Genomic DNA, 17,972 nt, shown 5'->3' on the forward strand with positions numbered 1-17,972 from the left:
GCTGCGGACTTCTCACTGAAACCGGTGTACCTCTGTGCTCTCACAATGGGCCGTCGTGCCCACCTGCCTGCCCATCATTCGCCGCCGCTGCCACGTGTGCGCGTCCCCGCACCTCCGGCCGAGCGGCAAATTCCGCGTCAACGCCAACAACAAGCTCATCGACATCTGGCTCCTCGCGCTCTGCGTCGGGTGCGGGGACACGGTGAAGCTCACGGTCCTGGAACGGACGACGGTCCGCACCATCCGACCTGAGCTGCTCGACCGGTTGCACGACAACGACAGTCGCCTGATCGCCGAACTGCTTCAGGAGCCGGGCGTGCAGCGTCGCAACCGGTTCGTCCTGGACTGGGACGGCCGCTGGCGTCTCGACACCAACGGATCGGCGCACCTGGACCGCGAGATGGTCGACGTCTCGGTCCGCTTCGGCGCACGAATCCCGGTCCGGCCCGCGCGACTGATCGCCGAGGGCTTCGGTCTCTCCCGAGCCGAGGTCGACAGGCTGAGCGAGGAAGGGAAGATCGTTTCGGCGGTCCGCCTGAGCGGCAAGCTCTCCGGCGACTTCACCTTCACGTTCAAGCGCTGAGCCCGTCCCGGAGCACGGGGCCTGTCCGGTTTTCGAGTGCCGGACAGGCCCTACTCCGGTTCCTGCTCGGAGGGGGCGTCGTCCGGCACGCGGGCGTCGTCGTCGGTCAGCGCGTCGTCCGACGAGGCGGCGAGGTCGGCGAGCCGGCGCTCGGCCTCCCGGATCTCCTCGTCGAGCCTGGGGTTCTCCTCGTCGGGACCCTGCGACATGGGCGACCTCCATCGGGCGCGGACCGCCCCCGTGTACCCGGCCTGCCGCGGGGAACACGGAAAGCGCTCGGCGGACCCGGCCACCGGCCGCTCCACTCCGGCGGTGGTGCACGCGCGGGGCGGCGCTGGTCAGGCTGGCAACTCTTCTGCGACCCACAGGCCGCGGCCCTGAAGACCCACCACGAGACCACGGGTCTGCAGAACGATGACCGCCCTCTGGACCGTGGTCACGCTGACGTCGTAGATAGCGGAGAGTTCGTTGTAGGTGGGCAACCGCTCACCCGGTGCGTACTCCCCGCTTCTGATGCGTGCGGCGAGGTCCTCGGCCATTTCGCGGTATCCGCTGGTTGGTATGGGCATGTGAAGGTTCCTTCGTTCGGCACCTTCCATCGGATCCGCGACAACTGTCCCCAGCTCGATTGGGCGTCGGCATTCGTAGCAGACGTCGCCTCGGTCATGTTCCAGAAGCAGTGACCCACGAGCCGGACCGCCATCGCCGACAGCTACCGGGGGACGCGCTGACGGTCGGGGGGTGAGTCGAACACCGGGCGGGCCGGGGAGCGCACCGGGCGGGAGCCCAGGAGCGTTGCCGGCCCGGCCCGGTGCCGGATCAGCGCTGCTTCAGCTCGCGCCAGGATGGGTGCGTACCGCGCCAGGCGTCGGCGAGGATGGCCGCCGAGGCCCGGCTGGGGCACTGCTGCACCCGCTCACGACCCGACGCCCCACCGATCTGGGCGCGGACCTCCCAACCCTGCCCGTCAGTACGGATATACACGTCCCGGCGCCCGCGCGGGGTCGTGTCACCGTTCCACCAGTGTTCCTCCACCTTCATTCGCCGACCGTATAGCAATTTTCGTGCTGGGGGTACGGCGCAGGTGAGCATATACCGCATTAATAGCCGCAACTCAGACACAGTTCCACCTGTGCGGGCGACGGGGAGGAACCGCATCGGCGATTCCTCCCCGTCCTGAGCGATGAATCAGGCCCCCGTCACATACCGCTGAGCACGCCAGCCAGGGTGCTGGCCAACTTGTCCTGCCCAGAGGGACTGGGATGCGGCGACCCACCCTCTGCGGTGATCTGGATGTCACCCGGAGTGAACGGCGGCGCGAACGCCACTCGCACGGCCGGGTCGAACGGGACCCCGAGCTGGATGGCCCAGTTGAGGTCGCTGATCACACCCCGCACGGTGCCCACCCAGAGCGGATCGATGAGCGGTTGCAGCGTCGACACCGGCGCCGAGGGCAGGTAGGACTGCAATCCGGTGGGCAGCAGCGACTTGAGCTTGGCCCAGCCGTACTGGCCGACGTCGATGTTCGCCGGGGTGATGTCGTAGTACAGCATCCACACCACCTTGTCCGCGCCGGCGCCCAGCAGGGAGTTGACGATGGTGGTGGCGTCTGCGGTGATGCCGGCGTACTGCGCGGGGCCGTTGTAACGCGGCACCCCGATGTTGATGTAGTAGTCCTCGCCGACCGGCAGGTCGAGCCAGAAGTTGCAACCACCGCCGTTGGTGACGATGCCCTGCTTGCCGCCGACGGCCGCCCACTCGAAGCGGAACACGCCGTACGGGTCCAGGGCCTCTGCCGCGAACTCCAGGCCCCGGCACATGCCCAGCCGGGTCAGGACGGTGGTCCAGTTGGTGTTGTTCACCCCACCGGTGGTGGCGTGGTACGCGTTGTGCCCGTCCGCCTTGGCCTTGGCGATGCGCGCGGTGGCGAGGCCGAGCGGGCTGGCCACGCGCCCCCATCCGTTGCCGCAGGCGTCGGGGCCGGCGCGACCGGCGATGATGTCGCCGGTGCCGTACCCGGTGCGCGCGTAGTTGTCGTAGTCGACGATGCTGCCGTCCATGTCGAAGTAGCGCCGGCCGTAGCTGTAGACGCCGTTGTTGCCGGGCATCCCCCGGTCGTCGAACGAGGTCATCGGACAGCCGGGCCCCACGCCGAAGCCGAACTGGTGGTGCGACGAGCTGATCGAGTCCCCGGTGAGGGTCAGGACGGTGTCGTCCTCGACGGTCTGCACCTCCCGGCAGCGGATACGGTCCTTGTTCGCGTCCACCAGTGTGGGGTTGCCGTTGACCTGCGGGCAGCCGGTCGGCGGCGGGGGCGGCGGCGAGGTCGGCCCGCCGGTGGGCCAGGGCGGCCCGTCGGTCGGGTCGGGCGGGTTGCTGGGTGACGTCGAGCCGCTGGGTGAGGCGCTGCCCGACGGCGACGAGCTACCCGAGGGCGATGCGCTACCCGACGGAGACGCGCTACCCGAGGGCGACGAACTGCCCGAGGGAGACGCGCTACCCGACGGGGAGGAACTACCCGACGGAGACGCGCTACCCGAGGGCGATGCGCTACCGGACGGAGACGCGCTCCCCGAGGGCGACGCGCTACCCGACGGGGATGAGCTGCCCGAGGGCGACGCGCTACCCGAGGGCGACGCGCTGCCCGACGGGGATGAGCTGCCCGACGGGGACGCGCTCCCGGAGGGGGACGCGCTGCCCGAGGGGCAGGGCGAGCCGGTGGGCGACGCCGTTGAGGAGGGTGAACCGGTGGGCGACGCCGTCGAGGTGGGGGCGGTGGCGGTCGCGGCGGGAGCCCGCTGCGCGACAGGCTGGGCCGTCACCGGCGGCCGGGTCTGCCGGGTCGGTGTCGCCGACGTCGAGGCCGACGGCGAACCACTCGGGTCCGGGCAGTCGGCGGCGGCAGCCGCGTTCTGGGTACGGATCTGCGCGAGCCGCGCCTCGACCTCCACCGGAAGTTTCCCGCCCGGCTTGACGCACGGATCGAGCAGCCAGGTCGTGCCCTCCAGCTGGCGGGTGCAGGGGGGCGCGTCGTACGAGACCGCGGCGGGTGTGGCGCTCACCGGGGTGGGCGAGGCGCCGCCGGCTGCCGGAGCGACGACCGCGGTGACCATGGCGACCGCCACCGCCACCGTGGCGGCGAACAGAACATTGTGGACGTGGAACGACCTGGTGGGTCGCTGTCCTGGTGGTCCGCTTGGATCCAGTTGGCTCATGCCGTCCTCCAGGGACTGAGTGCACCGGTAGGTGTGTTACCGCACGGTAGAAAGGTGTGCGGTAACCCGGTAGATCAGTCGCCCTTACCTACTGTCGAGGCTGGATCGCTCGCGGTGACCCGCCGCCCGTACGTCCGGCCGCTCGTGGCCGAGCACGACTGCCAGCTCCCGGCGGTTGCGCACGCCCAGTTTGGTGAAGACGCGGGCCAGGTTGTTGTTGACGGTGTTGACCGACAACCCGAGTCGGTCGGCGATGCTGCGGCTGGACAGGTCGACCGCGAGCAACGCGACGTCCCGTTCGCGGCGGGTCAGCGTCGCCTGCTCCGCGCCCGGAGCGGTCGCGGCGAGCAGTGGTGTGCGGACGCCGTGGCAGGCACGGGCCAGCGTCGCCGCTCGCTGCGCCACCGCCAGCCGGGGTCGACCACTGCGGGCGTACGCCCGGGCGGCGGCGCCCAGCGCCTCGGCGGCGAGCAGGGTGTGGCCGCGGGCGACGAGGTCGTCCACGGCCGCCTCCAGGGTCGGTCCGTCGTCGCGGAGCAGACCGTCGGCAGCGGTGGCGAGGGTCGACGCGAGCCCGCCGAGCTGGTCCGCGAGGGCGGTCAGCCGGTCCCGCACCGGCTCCGGTGCGCCCAGCCGCGCGCACTCGTAGAGCGCCACCGCCTCGATCGTGGGCTGTTCGCTGCCCCGGGCCAGGTCGGCGGCATTCCGGGCGGTGCGGATGGCGGCGGTGAGATCCCCCTCGGCCACCTGCACCCAGGCGCGGTTCAGTTCCACCCACGGGTGGAAGATCCGGTTCGCGGTCCGCTCCCGCGCGTCCGCCGCGGCCAGCCAGCGGCGGGCGCCGGGCAGGTCGCCGGCCAGGGCCCGGACGCCGGCCAGCTCGGCCCAGTACGTCCGCACCAGGTGGTACTGGTCGTTCTCCTCGACCAGGGCGACGGCCTCGCGCAGGTCGGCTTCCGCGCCGTCGAGCTGCCCCTGCGACTTGGCGATGATCCCCCGGAACCCGGCCCACACGGCGACCATCCCCCGCGCGTCGCTGGCCACCGCCGCGCGGTAGCCCTCGTCGGCCAGCTCGACGGCACCGGCCAGCTCGCCGGCGGCGTACCGGGCGTAGCAGAGCCCCAGCCCGACCTGTGCCTCGTTCCAGGGCAGGTGCTCGGGCTCGGCGGCGAGCACCGCCCGGCCCTTGTGGGCCAGCTCCGCCGCGAGTCCGAGCCGGCCGAGCATCCCGGCCGCCGAGGCGGCGCCCATCGTCGCCCAACTGGCCGCCCGCACGCCGGTGTCGGCCCGGGCCAGCACGGCCTGGCCCACCGCCAGCGCCGCCTCGCAGCGGCCGTCGTAGAACAGCACCCACGACCGGGTGGCCGCGGCCAGGTCGTACCCGGGCGAGCCCGCCGGCACCATCCGCAGCGTCTCGTGCGCCTCGTCGATCCGGTCCAGACCCCAGTAGAGCAGCCCGGCTCGGGTGATCGCCCAGATTGCGAGGTGTTTGCTGCCCGGCGGCGGCGCCGGTGGCAGCATGTCGAACGCCTCCTGGCTGCGCGCCTGGTACTGCAGCACCCGGGCCAGCAGCCACTGCGCCTCCCAGCCCTGCCCGGCGTCGTACGCCGTGCGGGCCAGCCGCTCGGCCAGGTCGATGTCGAACCGGTCGATGGCCTGCCGCGCGGCGGCCAGCGCGATGCCCGGATGCCGGACGCTGCCCGAGCGCAGTTGCCACACGCCGGCGACCAGCGCGTCGTCGCGGCGGCGCAGCGGCATGCTCGCCAGCACGTCGGCGAGCTGCCCGAAGACGGTGCGCGACCGGCTGGCGGGCATGCTCGCGCGCAGCGCCTCGCCGTAGAGCGGATGGGCCATCCGCAGCGCGGTCCGCGCGCCGGAGCGCTCCGCGACCACCATGCCGCTGCGCTCGGCCGCCTCGATGGCAGCCGGATCGACGAACCGTTCCAGCAGGGCGAGCGAGAGCGGTTCACCACAGGCGACCACCTCCAGCACCTGACGGGCGGCCGGTTCCAGGGCGCGCTGCCGGGCGCTGACCAGCTCGGCCAGCCGAGGGCTGCCCGACGCGGTGCCGCGCCACCGCCAGACGCCTCGCGACTCCCGCAGCCCGCCGGTGTCCAGCGCATCGGCGAGCAGCTCCCGCAGCAGCAGCGGGTTGCCGTCGGCGAGCTGGCGCAGCCGGCGGCGGCTGAGCGCGTCGAGCGGGCCCGGCGCCGCCTCGTCGAGCAGGTGGTCCACGGCGGTGGCGGGCAGGGGGCGTACCTCCAGCCGCCGGCCCGAGCCGGTCCACAGTGAGGTGAGAGCGTCGGAGAGTGGTTCACCCGCGCGGACCGTCGCCACCGCCACCGCCAAGCCGTGTACGGCAAGTTGGTGCAGCAGCCCGGCGGACGGCTCGTCGAGCAGGTGCGCGTCGTCGATGCCGATCATGACGGGGCGGCCGGCGCTGCGGCGGGCGAAGTCGCGCTCCACCGTGACGACCAGGCCCATCGGGTCGACGCGCGGACGCTTGGGCGCGGGAATGAGGTGCGAGACCGCCCCGAACGGGATGGAGCGGGCCGCGCCGGTCGCGGAGACCCAGTGACACTCCACGCCGTTCTCGGCGGCCCGCGCCAGCGCCTCGCGCAACAGCCGCGTCTTGCCCACCCCGGCGTCGCCGACCAGCACCAGGCCGGGCGCCCGCGCCGACACGACGTCCTCGATGGTCTTCAGCTCGTCGTCGCGGCCGACGAGTGTCCATTCGCCACGTCCCGACATGCCGACCGTCACCTCGCCCTCGGGGCAGCCCTGCCGTCCACCCTATGGGCAGTCCCGGCACTTCCGCTCGACAGCTGTCGATGGCCGGCGGGGGCCTTACCGGAGGCGGTCGCTTACCCCTGGGCGGTGAGCAGGTAGTCGTCGGCCTCCGGGCTCCACCGCAGGTCGACCGCGCCGCTGGTGGCGGCGGCCTTGCAGAACTGCAGGAAGCTGCGGTAGCCGAGCTTCTTCTCGCTGAAGTCGGGGCGGGCCCGGCGCAGCTGGTTCTTCAGACCGGAGAGCGCGACCGGATTCCCGGCGCTGCCGAGCTCGCCCACCACGCCCCGGAGCAGCCCGAAGGCGACCTCCCGGTCGCCGTGCTCGGGCAGGGACACCTCGGGGTCGCCCTTCGCGGGCCCCTCGGCCAGGTCGATCACGTTGTGCTCGGCGAGGTGGCGCAGCAGCTCACCGAAGGTACGGAAGCCGTAGTCGGACTCGCTGAACGTCGGGTCCTTGCGCAGCAGGGTGCGCTTGAGCCGGGAGGCGGTCACCTCGCCACTCGCGCTGCCCTGCAACCCGGCCACCGTCTGGGCCACCTGTACGGCGAGGGCGTCCACGTCCCGGCCGGGCTCCTCACCCGCTGGCCGCCCCTCGGCCTCCTGCTCGTGTTCCTGTTCGCGCTGCTGTTCCGGCTCGGGCGGACGCTGGTCGGGGCCGGGTTGCCGGGTCGGGCGACCGCGCCGGCTGCGGGTGGGCGGGATGTCCACACCCTCCAGCCGGTCGTAGTAGAGGAACTCGTCGCATGCCGGGGGCAGCAGCGCCGACGTGGACCCCTCGACCCCGACGCCGATGACCCGCTTGTTCAGTTCGCGGAGCTTGTGGACCAGGGGTGTGAAGTCGCTGTCGCCGCTGCAGATGACGAAGGTGGAGATGTAGTCGCGCTCGAACGCCAGCTCGATCGCGTCGACGGCCATCTTGATGTCGGCGGCGTTCTTGCGGGACGCGCCCATGCGCTGCGGGATCTCGATGAGCTCGACGTGGGACCGGGTGAGCATCCGGCGGTCCTCGTCGAAGTACGACCAGTCGGCGTACGCCCGGCGCACCACGACCCGCCCCCGCTCGGCCAGCGCGTCGGCGATCGGCCGGAAGTCGAAGTCCGCGCCGCCACGGTGGTCGCGGGCCCCCAACGCCAGGTTCTCGTAGTCGAGGAACAGTGCGATCCGGTCTTCTTGATCCACGCGGCTCAGCCTACGCCGGCCGGGGTGGTCAGGGCGCACGCGACGCGCGACACCTCAACTCGCCAACCGTCCATTTCTTGCGGCCTTATAGTCGACTCTTTTCAATCTTCGATTGTTGTCTTGCAGTGCGATGTGCGGTGCTGCATCATGACGATCAATGTCGGGCGTCCGGGGGTACGCCGGGCGGACCTCCACCACCACCCACCAGGAGGGTCACCGATGTTTCGCAGCATCCTGCCGGCACGGGGACGCCCGGGCCGCCCGGTCGCCACCGCCGTCGCGTTCGCGACCGGCCTCGCCGTGCTGGTCGCCGGGCCCACAGTGGCCGCCGCCGGCCCACCCGGCTCGTCCGGCGCACAGCCGGTCGTCACCCGGGCGGCGCTCGACCCGGCGCTGGTCGCCGGACGCGGGGCCGACGTCGACTTCGTCGAACAGGAGGCCGAGAACGCCCGGACCAACGGCGAGGTCATCGGCCCCGACCGGTCCGCCTACACGCTGCCCGCCGAGGCGTCCGGCCGCCGCGCCGTCCGGCTCACCCCCGGCGAGTACGTCGAGTTCGTCCTGCCCAGCGCGGCGAACGGGATCACCGTTCGGTACAGCATCCCGGACGCGCCCGCCGGCGGCGGGATCACCGCGCCGCTGCGGGTGGCCGTCAACGGCAGGAACGTCCACACCATGACGCTGACCTCGCAGTACTCGTGGCTCTACAACCAGTACCCGTTCACCAACGACCCGCAGGCCGGGCTGCTGCACCCGGACTGGTGGATCACCGAGTGCCAGTGCGTGCCGTCGGCCACCACGCCGTACCCGAGCATCAGCACGCCGTTCCGGCCCACCCACTTCTACGACGAACAGCGGCTGCTGCTCGGGCGCACCTACCGGGCCGGCGACACGGTCCGGCTCACCGCGCCGGCCGGCAGCGCCGCCGCGTGGACGGTCATCGACCTGCTCGACTCCGAACTGGTCGCACCGCCGCGCGTACGGCTGCTCGCCGCGAACGTGCTGGCGTTCGGCGCCGACCCCACCGGTCGCCGGGACTCCGCCGACGCCCTGGACAAGGCCGTCGCCTTCGCCCGGCGTACCCACCTGAAGGTCTACGTCCCGCCGGGGACGTACCAGGTCAACCGGCACATCATCGTCGACGACGTGACCATCGAGGGTGCGGGCAACTGGTACACGGTCTTCAAGGGCCGCGAGGTGGCCCTGTCCACGCCCGCGCCGGACGGCTCGGTGCACACCGGCGTCGGCTTCTACGGCCGCGACGCCGCCGACGGTGGCAGCCGGAACGTGCATCTCTCCGGCTTCGGCATCGAGGGCGACGTACGCGAGCGCATCGACACCGACCAGGTCAACGCGATCGGCGGTGCGATGAGTGACTCCACGATCGACGGGCTGCACCTGCGGCACACCAAGGCGGGTCTGTGGTTCGACGGGCCGATGCGCAACGTCCGCGTCACCAACACCATCGTCGTCGACCAGATCGCCGACGCGCTCAACTTCCACACCGGCGTGACCGACTCCCTCGTCGCGCACACCTTCGTGCGCAACACGGGTGACGACGGCCTGGCGATGTGGTCGGAGAAGACGGCAAACGCCCGCAACACGTTCGACCACAACACCGTGCAGTCACCGACGCTCGCCAACGGCATTGCCATCTACGGCGGCACCGACGCCACCGTCTCCAACAACCTCGTCGCCGACCCGGTCCGCGAGGGCAGCGGGCTGCACGCCGGGGCGCGCTTCGGCGCGGAGCCGTTCGCCGGCTACCTGCGGTTCACCGCCAACACCACAGCCCGCGCCGGGACGTACGAGCTGAACTGGAACATCGGGCTCGGCGCCATCTGGATGTTCGCGCTGGACCGCAGCATCGACGCGAACGTCGAGGTGACCGGCGACGCGTACCTGGACAGCACCTACAACGCGATCATGCTGGTCAGCGACTGGCCGGTGAAGGACCTCTACTCGATCACGAACGTGCGCTTCCGCGACGTCCGGGTCGACGGCACCGGCACGTCGGTGCTCAGCGCCCGCTCGGCCGGATCGGCCTCGTTCGCCAACGTGGACGCCCGCAACGTGGGAGCGGTGGGCGTGAACAACTGCGGGTCGTTCCACTTCACCCCCGCCGGGTCGGAATTCACCCTCACCGACCTGGGCGGCAACGACGGCGGCTGGCTCGCCCCGTGGCTGCTGCCCAACACCATCACCTGCGACGACCGGCCGCCGGTGGCACCACCGCCGCCTCCGGCCCAGTGGTGAACGCGGTGGGCGGCCCGATCGGTCGGGCCGCCCACCGCAGTCACCGCCTCCGGGCGTACGCCAGCGGCACGGTCGTCGGCTGCCCGTCCCAGGCGCCACTCAGGACGGCGCCCTGCGCCCCGACCGCCCCGGCGGCCGGCCGGCGGACCACGACCAGCTCCACCGCGTCGGTGACGATGACCGTGTCGACGTCGTCGACGACCTGCCGGACGGCGCCGATCGCCGGCACCGCCCCACCGTCGCCGCTGACGTCGATCGCCATCGTCGGCGGTCGCACCTCGCGCCGGCCGTCGACCTCGAAGTACTGCTCCGCCTGCCCGGCGCCGGCCAGGATGGCGTGGGTCAGCGCCGCCGCGTAGACCGGGTCGGCGCAGCCGTCGTACACCCACCGGCGGCCGAGCGCCGAGTGGTCGGTCGTGCCGACCAGCCACTCGTCGGCGTCGCGCAGGGGCTCGGCGCGGTAGGTGAGCGGGACCTGGTGGACCGGGGAGTCACCGGCGGCGACCAGTATGGTCTCGATGCCGACCTCGCCGGCCGGGTCGTCGAAGCGGTACGCCCCCCGACTCACGACGTCGACGCCGGCCGGCCCCTGCCACCACTGTCGGTCGGGCAGCCAGGTCGTCAGCAGTTCGAGCTTGGTGGGGCGCAGTGTCGCCCGGTGCAGCAGTGCCATGCTTCAGGAGCCTAGTCAGAGCCCCGCGCACGGGTTGCCGCCCACCGTGCAGCCCTCCGGCTCCCTGGCCTTCGGCCGACTGTCGCGGACGTCGAACCGGATCGTCCGCGAACCGCCGGCGGGCACGGCCAGGCCGCTGAAGGTGATGGCCTGCCCGTCCTGACGCCAGTCCGCTCCCTCGACGTCGTCGACGCTGCTGCCCTCGGCGAGGGTTACCACCACCACCCACTGCTCCGCGGGCGCGGGGCCCGGGTTGTCGACCACCACCTCCCCCGTGTAGCCGAACAGCCGGCTCGAGTCGGTGTCGTAGCGGGCCGCCAGCGGCGGTGGGGGCGGTGGCACCGCCGCAGTCGGCGTACGCGACGGCGTCGCCGACGGGGTGCGGCTCGGACGGGCGGTGGTCGGCGTGACGCTGCGCGACGGTCGCGCCGACGGTGTCACAGTCGGCTGCGCGGTCGGCGCCGCCGCCGCCATGCTCGGCGGCGTCGTCGGCGTGGGCGTCGAGGTGGGAGTCGGCGCGGCGGAGTGCTCCGGCTCCCCCGGCAGCGTCAGCCACGCCGCCAGCCCTGCCGCCAGCACGACCGCGGCCAGTCCGGCGACCGCCGCACGACGGCGACGCCGGGACGGCGCCGGGCCGGACGCGCCGAGCACCGGCAGCTCGGTGGTCATCCCCGCGACGCCACGCCGCAGATCGACCTGCTGGAACGCGAGCCAGTCGAGGATGGCCGGCAGGCGCACGGTCAACGCCTGCCGGAGCTGCTGTTCGCGTGGCCCGTGCTGCTCGTCCGACCACGAACCGTGGGTCGGGACCTCCCGCACGGTCAACCGGCTGCCCTGCTTGGTGGCGGTGACGGCGCAGGTCAGCTCCGTGAGCCGACCGGCCTCGTCGCAGCGCAACACCAGCAGCTCCGGCACCCGCCGCTCGGTCACCTCGACCTCGACGTCGGTGTCGAAGCCGGGCAGGCCGGCCGTGTGCAGCAGCAGCCGGTCCGGCACCCCCTCCACCATGTCCGCCTCGGCGAACCAGCGGCCGAGCAGCTCCCGATCCGTCAGAGCGAGCCAGACCCGGTCGGGTGGGTGGGACAGGTCGACGTCCGCGCCGATCTCGATCACGGCGAGACTCTAACGGGTTGCGCGTCCGGGCCGTTCCGCCCGCCCGGACCGACGACAGGTCGCCTGGTCAGCCCCAGCGGGTCGCCCGTTGCGCCGCCACTGTCAGCGCGGCCCGGGCAGCGGCGCTGACCTCGACGACCAGCTCGGCCGCCGGTACGTCCCGGGCGAGCGGGTGCGCCTGCCCGGCCCACAGGTTCACCACCGAGGCGTCGCCGTCGCGCCGGGCGGCGGCGAGCAGCGGACGGGTCAGGTGCAGCACCTGCGGGTAGCCGGCCGGCGCGACGGCGTCGTGCGTACGCAGGAAGTCGTTGACCACGCCGCGGGCCCGCTTGCCGGTGTAGGCCCGGGTCAACGCGGTCGGCGCGGCGCTGGCCACCGCCGCGCGGTGCAGGGGTGAGCTGCCCGCCTCCGGGCAGCGCAGGAACATGGTGCCGAGTTGGGCGGCCTGCGCCCCGGCGGCCAGCGCCGCCGCCAGGGCGGGGCCGTCGGCGATGCCACCGGCGGCCACCAACGGCCGGTCACACCGCGCCGCGGCCAGCCGGAGCAGCGGCAAGAGCGCGTAGTCGTCGTCGTCCGGCATCCCGCCCCGGTGCCCACCGGCCTCGGTGCCCTGCACCACGACGGCGTCCACGCCCAGCTCGGCGGCGGCCGTGGCGGCGGCCGGGCCGGTGACAGTGGCCCACACCTCGGTGCCGCGCTCCCGCAGGGCGGCCACCACGGCGCGGTCGGGCAGCCCGAACGCGAAGGACACCACCGGGACCGGGTCCGCGAGAAGCGCGGCCAGCTTCTGCGGGTACGCGTCGTCGCCGCCCACCGGCTCGCCCAACCGCACCCCGAAGCGGTCGGCCTGCGGGGCGAGCCGCCGCGCGTACTCCCCGACGGCGGCCTCGTCGACCGTGTCGTCACCGGGCAGGAAGACGTTGACCCCGAACGGCCGGTCGGTACGCGCGCGCACCTCGGCGATGTCGGCTACCAGCCGCGCGGTGTCGATCATGCCGGCGGCCAGGAAGCCCAGCCCGCCGACGGCGGATACGGCCGACACGAGGGCCGGGGTGGACGGGCCGCCGGCCATCGGCGCGGCGACGATCGGGTGGCGCAGCTCGGACAGCACGGACATCCGCCCATCCTGCCGCAGCGCGCCGGCCCTGCGGCTCGCGACGCGACGCCCGCCCGCACACCGTGGCGCGCACGCCGCCGTCGGTCAGCGTCGGTCGGTGTGCCGCCGCCACAGCACCCCGGCCACGGCGAACAGTGCCAGCAGCGTCCCGGCGCCGGCGGCCAGCGGCCAGGCCCGACCGCCCCCGATGCCGGCCGCCTGTGCCGCCGGGCGGGCCGGCGGGGACGACGGTGGCGCCGCCGTGGTGGACTCCGCCGGGTGCGGGGCGGCGGCCGTCGCCGTCGGGGCCGGATACCGCAGGATCGTCGGGCGGCTGCCGGCCGGCTGGTCGGCGGACTCGGAGACGGTGAGCAGGGACCGGCCGTCGCGGCTGTAGGTGACCGACTCGCCCTGCGGCTCGTCGGGCAGCGGCATGACCCGTGGGGTGCCGCCGGTCAGCGCGGCGACCACGTCACCGCCGGTCACGTCGTACTCGAACGCGTCGGCGTAGGTCCGCAGCACCACCCGGCGGCCGTCCGGCGCGTTCGCCGCCCCGGTGACGACGCCCCGCCCGAGGAACGAGAACGGGTTGCTGGTGGTGCTGGACGGGAGGACCACCCGGCCGACCGAGGCCAGCGGCGTGGTGGCCCCCGGCTTCAGCGCGGTGGTCGGCGAGTACAGCACGACGGTGCCGCTGCCGCCCTTCGTGATGATCAACGGCCGGCCGGCCGCGTCGAGCAGCAGCGCCTCGGCGTCGTGCGGATTGTCCGGGTATTTCATCCGGTACAGCACCGGCTGGTCCGCCCCCGGCGCGAGCCGCCACAGCGCGATCGTCTCGCGGTTGCGGTCGTTGTCACCGGTGTCGGCCACCCAGATGGTGCCGTCCCGGCCGAGGGCCAGGTCCTCGGTGTCGCGGGGCCGGGAGGGGTAGCTGACCGTCCGCTCCACCGCGCAGCGCCGGTCCAGGAAGAAGATCCGGAGGCGGGCCTCGTCGTCGGCGCCGTCGTTGACCACGACGTACCCGTCGTCGGTGGCGACCATCCCGGAGATCTCGGTGAGCCGGTCGTCGCGGACCTGGCACACGCTCACCCCGGCCGACGCCGCGCCGGCGACCGCCGGACCCGGCGACTGCACCGCGGCCAGCGGCACCGCGCCGGCGACGAGAGCCGCCAGTGTCGCCGCCGCGCCGGCGTACCGCCCCCGGTCCACCCAGCCGCGTACCCGCATCGCCCGCCTCCTCGCCGCGGCCGTGGCCCGGCCGCCCCGCCCATCCTGGCCGATCGCGACCAGCGGCGGCGACGATCCGCGCGGACCCGACGACATCCGCGCGGCCGACCGGGCGCAAAGGATCGGGCGCCGGTCCACCGGGGCACGAGGTGGACCGGCGCCGGACCGCTACCTCGTGGACCAGCGCTGCGCGCCGCCGCCGTTGCAGGTCCAGAGCTGGACGGCTGTCGCGTTGGCCGTGCCGGCCGATGCCACATCGACGCACTTGCCGACGCTGGTCAGCATGATCGCCCCGTCGGATCGGAAGGTGAACCGTTGGGCGGCGCCGCCGTTGCAGGTCCAGATCTGCACCCTGGTGCCGTCGGCGCTCGCGCCGCCCGGCACGTCCAGGCAGCGGTCACCGTAGACCCGCAGCTCCCCGGCGGCGGTGCGGGTCCAACGCTGGTTGGCGGCGCCGTGGCAGTCCCAGATGATGACCGGGGCGCCGGCGGTGGTGCTGGCGCCGGAGACGTCCAGGCAACGCCCGGAGTTGGGGTTGACCAGGCCGACCGGGGTGCCGACCGGCGGAGCGCCCGGTGGGACGAGGCTGCCCGGCACCGAGCGCAGCGCGTCGTACCAGCGGGCGGCCATCTTGTCGTACCCGCCGGCGTTGGGGTGGACGCCGTCGGCGAGATCGGCCGTGCTCAACGCCTCGTGCATGTCGACCAGGTGCACCCGGCTGCCCTTCTGCGCCACGATCCCGGGGATGGCCGCGTTGTACGTCCGCACCCGGGCCTCCAGATTCGGGTCGGACTCCGGGACGATGGTGGCGACGAAGAGTTCGGCCTCGGGCGCGGTCGCCCTGATCTTGTCGATCAGCGCGGAGAGCCGGGCCGGCGCGTTGGCCAGGTCGTAGTTCTGGTTCATGTCGTTGGTGCCGATGTGCAACAGGACCGTCCGCGGGTCGGTGGCACGCAACCAGGTCACGATGTTGGCGTCGAGCTGGTCGATGCGCCAGCCCGAGTGGCCCTCGTGGTCGTGGTCGCCGAGGCTGGCCGGCCCGTTGAACTGCGAGCCGACGAAGTCGACCGTGTAGCCGCCGCCGGCCAACCGCTGCCACAGGTTGACGCGGTACCCACCGGGCACGTTGAAGCCGTCGGTGATCGAGTCGCCGAGCGGCAGCACGCGTACCCCGCCGTTCGACTCGGCCTGGGCGGGTGCGACCTGGGCCAGCGCCAGTACGGCACCCAGTGCGAGCCCGAAGGCCGCGGCGGCGGCCCGTCGTGCGTTCCCTCGCATGGTTGATCCCTCTCCTCGTGGGTCGTTCGGGATCGTCGTGGCACGCCGTACGCCCAACGGCGACCACATCCGAACCGATCCATCGATGATCGACTATCAGCCAGGTGTGCCGGACCCGGCCCGGCACGGCCACGAGCCGAACGCCGTGGTGGCTGCGCCGAACGGTTTCCGGGGACCGGCGCCGCCACCGGACCTGTCGTACCCGTAGTCCATGATCGTGTCGTCGTAGCGGCACCGGCACCGGCCGGCGTGCGCACCATCCTGGATTCTTCTCGATGTGGGAGGCCGTGACGTGACGAACGCCGACGGAGCCGACTGGCGGCGGCGCAGCGTGGTGGCGGTGGTGCCGCCGGCCCGCCCCCGCAAGCTGGCCAAGGTGCCCTTCGTCGAGCTTGCCGACGGGCGGTTGCAGGGCGTGGTCTCCAGCGGATCGGACGTCGAGCGGGTCTACGTCTCGTCGGTCGCCGCCGGCACCCACGCCTACCAGTGCAGCACCAACAACAACCGGCCCTGCGGCGGCCTGCGCGGCATCCCGTGCAAGCACCTGCACGCGCTCGCCGACGAGGCCGTCCTGCAGTACGGCGTCGACCGGGTGGCCCGCTACCTGCGGGTCGACGTCGGCGACGGGGTGGCCGACGGCAGCGGGCTGCTGTCCCGGCTCGACGGCCAGCCCGAGCCGGCCTCGGCGGCGGTGGTGTTCAGCCGCTTCCTGCGCCACCTGGCCTACCTGGAGCTGCCCGTCAGCACTGTCGCGCTGCCCGAGCTGCACTGGTTCCCGGCCACCGGGGCGGGCCGCTGATGCGCGGGGCCCAGGTCGCGCGCCTGCACGCGGTCCCGGCCGGGTTGAGCGACGCGCTCGACGTGGTCGCGGGCTTCGACGACGCCCTCGCCGACGGCTTCGGTCGGATCGGCGAACGGGGCGCCGCGGCGCTCGCCGCGCTCGCCGACGCGCTGGCCGGCACCCCACTGGGTGACCCGGTGACCGCAGCGATCGACGCGGTCACCGCCGGGTCGGTCGCCCCGGAGCACCTCGCCGCGCTCGCCGGGGCGCGCTCGGCGCTGCTCGGCGCGGCACACGACGCCCTGCTCGGGCAGCTCGACGAGGCGGTGGGCCGCACCCGGTCGCCGTGGACGACGCCGACCAGCAGGCCCGCCGAGACGCCGCCCGCGCTCGCCGGAGCGCGGGCGTGGTGGCACGAGGTGGCGGTCACCGGCTGGCGCGGCGTCGACCACGAGCTGCTCTCCGCAGCCGCCGGGGTCGTTGAGGCCAGCCTGGCCGTTCCGGAGCTGCGCCGGATCGCGGTGCTGCTCGACGGTCTCGCGGCGGAGCTGCGGGCCTGCGTGCCGGTCGCCACCATGGCGCAGGTGCCGGCCCGCCGCTGGGCCGACCTGTGGGCCCGGGGCGTCCTGCTCACCGAGGGCGCACCGTCGACCGGCGAGGCGACGGCGGTCTCCGGGCGGCTGTTGCCGCTCGGTGTGGACGTGCACAGTCACGACACCGCCGTGCAGGTCCAGCTGCACGGCGTCCTGGAGCCGGCGGACGGCGGGCCGGCGCTGCTGGTCCGCACGGCGGTCGCCGCCGCGAAGGTCGACACGATCGTCGGGCCGGCGATCTGGCGGCTGCTGTCGGCACACCCGCTGCTGCTCACCGCGCTGGCCGAGCGGCGGGCGCTGGTCGTGACCGACCTGCCGCTGCGCGGCGGCGACCTGGGCTGGGTCGACGACCGGGTCCAGCTCGACGAGCCCGCCGACCCGTTCGCCACCGCCCGCGTGCGGTTGCCCGCCGCGAGCACGACCGCTACCAACCCGCTCGACCGGCACCCGACGGGCATCGCCGAGCCGGTGCTCGTCGAGGGCCCCGCGAGCCGCGACGAGGACGGCACGCTCGGCATCGAGGTGGACGGCGAACGGGTGGCGCTCGCCGTCGACCGGCTTCCCGCCGCCGGCCCGCTGACCGCCGCCCTGGTCGCCGCCGCGTCGGCCTGCCTGGGCCTCCTGCGCTGGGACGACGGCCGCTGGCTGCTCCAGCCGCTGGCGGTCCGGGCCACCGTGAAGCGGCGGACGGTGCAGGCACACAACGGCGACTGGGCCTGCGGCGTCACCGATCCGAAGGTCGCCAAGGAGGACGCCCGGGCGGGCGATGCCGTGGCCGTGCTGCGCGAGCGCGCGGGACGGTTGCTGCGCCGATGACCGCGCCGATCCCCACCGGCGGTTACGCCGACGCCAACCGCCGTCAGGTCCTCTACTGGCGGCTGCTGTCCCGCCTCTTCGACCGCGACGAGCAGCCCGGCCTGGAGTCGGCGAGCGTGGCAGTTGTCGACGACCTCGGGCTGCCTGCCGCCCTGCTGGACCCGTCGGTCTCGGTGGACACCATCGTGCAGCGCTTCCCGGCGCTCGCGGCGGAGCTGCGCGGCCTGCTCACCTCCGCCGACGCCCCGCCGGACGCCGGCGAAGCGCGGCCTTCCGCCAGCGAAGCCCCGGCCGCCGCCGAGGCGCACGCCGCCGCCGGTCCGGATACCGCCGGGCCGGAGGGCGCCGAGGCGCACGCCGCCGAGCCGGAGGG

17 protein-coding genes and 1 pseudogene are annotated in these 17,972 nt (G+C 73.7%); 7 read left to right on the plus strand and 11 right to left on the minus strand.

Annotated features, from left to right (window positions below; translation table 11 throughout):
• Positions 1–55 precede the first annotated feature (55 nt).
• On the plus strand, positions 56–583 hold the full coding sequence (locus AB0B97_RS19390; RefSeq protein WP_357495171.1) for a DUF1062 domain-containing protein: 528 nt from the start codon (positions 56–58) through the stop codon (positions 581–583).
• Between the two features lie 50 nt (positions 584–633).
• Here the strand turns inward: AB0B97_RS19390 and AB0B97_RS19395 are convergent, their stop codons facing one another.
• From AB0B97_RS19395 to AB0B97_RS19410, 4 genes are all read right to left on the minus strand, one after another.
• Complete coding sequence (locus tag AB0B97_RS19395; protein WP_234582256.1) at positions 634–792, minus strand: hypothetical protein; 159 nt, start codon at positions 790–792, stop codon at positions 634–636.
• A 129-nt stretch (positions 793–921) separates the two neighbouring features.
• A complete protein-coding gene (locus AB0B97_RS19400; RefSeq protein WP_357495174.1) occupies positions 922–1,152 on the minus strand; it encodes a winged helix-turn-helix domain-containing protein in 231 nt (76 codons plus the stop codon).
• Positions 1,153–1,402: 250 nt separating this feature from the next.
• A complete protein-coding gene (locus tag AB0B97_RS19405; protein WP_030335934.1) occupies positions 1,403–1,624 on the minus strand; it encodes a hypothetical protein in 222 nt (73 codons plus the stop codon).
• A 158-nt stretch (positions 1,625–1,782) separates the two neighbouring features.
• Positions 1,783–2,850 (minus strand): hypothetical protein, encoded by a 1,068-nt coding sequence (locus tag AB0B97_RS19410; RefSeq protein ID WP_234582257.1) that lies wholly within the window; start codon positions 2,848–2,850, stop codon positions 1,783–1,785.
• A gap of 4 nt (positions 2,851–2,854) precedes the next feature.
• Between AB0B97_RS19410 and AB0B97_RS19415 the strand changes: the two genes are divergently transcribed.
• On the plus strand, positions 2,855–3,817 hold the full coding sequence (locus AB0B97_RS19415; RefSeq protein ID WP_357495176.1) for a hypothetical protein: 963 nt from the start codon (positions 2,855–2,857) through the stop codon (positions 3,815–3,817).
• Positions 3,818–3,882: 65 nt separating this feature from the next.
• On the opposite strand, the gene AB0B97_RS19420 is transcribed toward AB0B97_RS19415, so the two are convergent.
• Together AB0B97_RS19420 and AB0B97_RS19425 are read right to left on the minus strand one after the other, a co-directional pair.
• Positions 3,883–6,549, minus strand: a complete 2,667-nt coding sequence (locus AB0B97_RS19420) for an AAA family ATPase (protein WP_357495178.1) — start codon at positions 6,547–6,549, stop codon at positions 3,883–3,885.
• Between the two features lie 113 nt (positions 6,550–6,662).
• Positions 6,663–7,766 (minus strand): NYN domain-containing protein, encoded by a 1,104-nt coding sequence (locus AB0B97_RS19425; RefSeq protein ID WP_234582260.1) that lies wholly within the window; start codon positions 7,764–7,766, stop codon positions 6,663–6,665.
• Between the two features lie 219 nt (positions 7,767–7,985).
• Between AB0B97_RS19425 and AB0B97_RS19430 the strand changes: the two genes are divergently transcribed.
• Positions 7,986–10,022: a glycosyl hydrolase family 28-related protein gene (locus AB0B97_RS19430; RefSeq protein ID WP_357495181.1), complete on the plus strand. Its 2,037-nt coding sequence runs from the start codon at positions 7,986–7,988 to the stop codon at positions 10,020–10,022.
• A gap of 40 nt (positions 10,023–10,062) precedes the next feature.
• Here the strand turns inward: AB0B97_RS19430 and AB0B97_RS19435 are convergent, their stop codons facing one another.
• The 5 genes from AB0B97_RS19435 to AB0B97_RS19455 all read right to left on the minus strand — a co-directional run bounded on the left by AB0B97_RS19435 (position 10,063) and on the right by AB0B97_RS19455 (position 15,409).
• Complete coding sequence (locus AB0B97_RS19435) at positions 10,063–10,695, minus strand: hypothetical protein (RefSeq protein WP_357495183.1); 633 nt, start codon at positions 10,693–10,695, stop codon at positions 10,063–10,065.
• 15 nt (positions 10,696–10,710) lie between these two features.
• On the minus strand, positions 10,711–11,808 hold the full coding sequence (locus AB0B97_RS19440; RefSeq protein ID WP_357495185.1) for an SRPBCC domain-containing protein: 1,098 nt from the start codon (positions 11,806–11,808) through the stop codon (positions 10,711–10,713).
• A 67-nt stretch (positions 11,809–11,875) separates the two neighbouring features.
• Positions 11,876–12,925, minus strand: a complete 1,050-nt coding sequence (locus tag AB0B97_RS19445; protein ID WP_357495187.1) for a nitronate monooxygenase — start codon at positions 12,923–12,925, stop codon at positions 11,876–11,878.
• A gap of 84 nt (positions 12,926–13,009) precedes the next feature.
• On the minus strand, positions 13,010–14,131 hold the full coding sequence (locus AB0B97_RS19450; RefSeq protein WP_357495189.1) for a hypothetical protein: 1,122 nt from the start codon (positions 14,129–14,131) through the stop codon (positions 13,010–13,012).
• Between the two features lie 168 nt (positions 14,132–14,299).
• Positions 14,300–15,409, minus strand: a complete 1,110-nt coding sequence (locus AB0B97_RS19455) for a lectin (RefSeq protein WP_357495191.1) — start codon at positions 15,407–15,409, stop codon at positions 14,300–14,302.
• An 85-nt stretch (positions 15,410–15,494) separates the two neighbouring features.
• On the opposite strand from AB0B97_RS19455, the gene AB0B97_RS19460 reads away from it, so the two are divergent.
• The 4 genes and pseudogenes from AB0B97_RS19460 to AB0B97_RS19475 form a co-directional block, all read left to right on the plus strand.
• Positions 15,495–15,617: a hypothetical protein gene (locus tag AB0B97_RS19460; protein WP_357495193.1), complete on the plus strand. Its 123-nt coding sequence runs from the start codon at positions 15,495–15,497 to the stop codon at positions 15,615–15,617.
• A 123-nt stretch (positions 15,618–15,740) separates the two neighbouring features.
• The gene (locus AB0B97_RS19465; protein ID WP_234582301.1) at positions 15,741–16,208 is read left to right on the plus strand and encodes a hypothetical protein; all 468 of its coding nucleotides are present in this window, start codon (positions 15,741–15,743) and stop codon (positions 16,206–16,208) included.
• Positions 16,208–17,599, plus strand: coding sequence for a hypothetical protein (locus AB0B97_RS19470; RefSeq protein WP_357495195.1), 1,392 nt, complete (start codon positions 16,208–16,210; stop codon positions 17,597–17,599). The genes AB0B97_RS19465 and AB0B97_RS19470 overlap by 1 nt, the downstream gene beginning before the upstream one ends.
• Positions 17,596–17,841, plus strand: a pseudogene (locus tag AB0B97_RS19475) (VWA containing CoxE family protein); the annotation flags it as partial. The gene AB0B97_RS19470 and the pseudogene AB0B97_RS19475, both read left to right, overlap by 4 nt.
• Positions 17,842–17,972: the final 131 nt, after the last annotated feature.

It is taken from the genome of Micromonospora sp. NPDC049004 (assembly GCF_040649315.1).
GTDB lineage: Bacteria > Actinomycetota > Actinomycetes > Mycobacteriales > Micromonosporaceae > Micromonospora.